Genomic DNA, 1,210 nt, shown 5'->3' with positions numbered 1-1,210 from the left:
ACCGTTAGGCACAATTTGAAAAATGAACATTGAAATAATTATAATTCATATTTTTTTAGCAATCCTATTGTTTTTTATAATCAACTGGATTGGAAAACATTCGTATTCTATTGGATATATGCAAATATCAATGTTCTTGAGACGTGAGGAATCACCAGCTTTTAATTTTTTGTTCAGAATTATAAGCCCTATTGTTTACTTATTTTTGATATCGGCAATCCTTTACAAATTGAATCTTGACCGATTCGTTCTTAATATATATTTAGTTTCTGTATACTACCTTTTATTCAGACTAATATTTAATCTATTAACAAATAGAGCTATATTAATGAATTGGTTTAGACAGTCATTATATTGGATAGCAATTCTATCTATTTCTTATTATTCCTATGACAAAATAATTTCAAACAGAATTAATCTTTTACCAGACTTTAAAGATTTCACAAATGAACTCTGGATAATTATCGCAATTTTTCTATTTCATACCCTAAATAATATAAGGACTTCTGATAAATATACAGTCAAAAGAAAAGACAGTTATTTAAAAAACCGATTTAACTTATTTAAGAAAAAATATCATTCAATAATAGAGAAAGAAATTAGTAATGATAAGCTTCAAGCTTTAGTATATGCCATTATAATTTATGAAGACTTCAATAGACCTAAAGTTGCTCGAATAGTTGAAAATATTAGTTTTAGTCTTTCCAAGAAGAAACATTCTCTTGGTGTTATGCAAGTTCAAACGAATGAATTTATAAATGATGAAAAAAGCGTGGAACTTGGTGTTGAAAAAATTAAAAGCAGTTATCATAAAGCGATAAAAAAACTCAATAAAAAAGCCAAAAAGAATCAGAAGAAAAGAAAAGCAGAATCAAAGAAACTATATGCCGAAACAGGTATTGTAATTCCTAAAAGAAAATATGATTATGAATTATCTGACTGGGAAATTGCTCGGAAAATATTGACAGACTATAATAATGACGGAGAATATGCCTATGAAGTTTCTAATCTTCATAATAAAATATTTGAACAATTTGATTTTGACAAATTATCAACACTAAACGGGAAAAATAAAAACAGTGCCTAACAACGTATATAAAAAATAGCGATTTAATCGCTTAATCGAAACAAAATGAATAAATTAAAGGTCAGTTATAATCTGAAAAGTTAGTACTTTAAAATCCGCTACTTTTCATATACAAGACCGTTG

The 1,210-nt window shown here is 26.6% G+C and carries 1 protein-coding gene; it reads left to right on the top strand.

The window, feature by feature from the left end:
- Window positions 1-328 precede the first annotated feature (328 nt).
- Window positions 329-1,087: a hypothetical protein gene (locus ACY2RS_RS15445; RefSeq protein WP_490099567.1), complete on the top strand. Its 759-nt coding sequence runs from the start codon at window positions 329-331 to the stop codon at window positions 1,085-1,087.
- Window positions 1,088-1,210 lie beyond the last annotated feature (123 nt).

It is taken from the genome of Patiriisocius sp. 208BN25-11, assembly GCF_058147145.1.
The sequence above is the reverse complement of the archived record's forward strand: the minus strand, read 5'-3'. Positions and strand labels throughout refer to the sequence as shown.

Excerpts from the sequence above, each read along its gene's own strand:
- ACY2RS_RS15445 (WP_490099567.1), top strand. The coding sequence starts at position 329 with ATGAATTGGTTTAGACAGTCATTATATTGGATAGCAATTCTATCTATT.